The following is a 1,180-nucleotide window of genomic DNA, read 5'->3' on the forward strand; positions in this document are numbered from 1 at the left end:
GTGCTGTGGCCGATCCCGATCGCCCGTGGGCGCTGGTACCCGATCGGGCCGCCGAAGGGCATGCGGAGACGGGCCGGTCGCCGATCGGCGTGGAATCACCGGTCGGCGCGGACTCACCGGTCGGTGTGGATCTCCGCGACGTAGCCGCCCGGGAAGCGCACCATCGCGCTGTCCCGGCCGCCCGCGCGGACCGGCCCCCACAGCACCGAGGCGCCGGCCGCGCGCGCCCGGTCCAGGGTGGCGCCGAGGTCCGGCACGCCGTAGCCGGTGAGCTCCCGGCCGAACGGGTGGGGCAGGTGGCCGTCCGTCACCGCGACGGTGGTGGTGCCGAAGCCGGAGGTCAGCCGGAGCAGCCGGTAGGTGGTGCCGGGCAGGCCGAGGGCGGCGCCGTCGGCCCTGCGGTCGTCGGAGACGATCCGGCCGCCGGTGAAGGAGAGGTAGCTGTGCAGGAAGTCGCCGACCGCGTCCGGTGAGAGGTAGAGCCGGTTCTCCGGCACGCTGGCCAGGGCGGGGTAGGACGGCGGCGTGGTGTGCACGTAGAGCTGGGCGCTGATCCCGCCGGGGAACTGGACGACGGCGTCGCGGCCGATCGGGTCGGCGAACGGTGCCACGGTGACGCTCGCGCCGTCGGCCCGGGCGGCGCGGACGGCCTGGTCGAGGTCGGTCACCAGCCAGCCGGTGCGCTCGGTGCCGAAGGGGTACGGGATCGGCGTGGTGAAGTCGAACACCGACAGCGTGCCCACCGGGGACACCACCAGCTCGGACAGCGTCCGGCTGGGCGTCGGGGTGACCTGGGTGGAGACCGGGCCGATCGTGGTGCCGCCGAAGGTGGCCGTCCAGCTCGTCACGAAGGCCTGCTGGGTGCCGGGCTCGACGTAGACGTGGGTGGAGTCGTACTGCGGGCCGACGGCGAACTGCCGGTGCGCGCCCGGACGTTCGGCGGCGCTGACCCGGTACGGGTCCTCGGGCGCGGACGTGCTCTGGGCCGCCGAGACGGTGGGGACCGCCGCCAGGGCGGCGAGTGCCGCCACCAGCGCGACCGTACGCCGGGCTAAGCGGAACTTCACGGGGGGACCTCCTGGTCGTGGAACGCGCCCGGCGCCTGTGTACACCCCGAGCTCCAGGCAGAGCTCGACGTCGGCGGGCTCGTCCACCGTCCAGACGTGCACCTCGTGGCCCA

General features: G+C 74.7%; 1 protein-coding gene and 1 pseudogene. One reads left to right on the forward strand and one right to left on the reverse strand.

All coding sequences use genetic code 11. The features are described from left to right. Positions 1-78: pseudogene (locus tag ABZW03_RS41075) on the forward strand (metal-dependent hydrolase); the annotation flags it as partial. Between the two features lie 35 nt (positions 79-113). Here ABZW03_RS41075 and ABZW03_RS41080 read toward each other — a convergent pair. Then, a partial coding sequence (locus ABZW03_RS41080; RefSeq protein WP_355270018.1) for a hypothetical protein occupies positions 114-1,180 on the reverse strand: 1,067 nt, incomplete at its 5' end.

This window comes from Kitasatospora sp. NPDC004799 (assembly GCF_040609095.1).
GTDB lineage: Bacteria > Actinomycetota > Actinomycetes > Streptomycetales > Streptomycetaceae > Kitasatospora.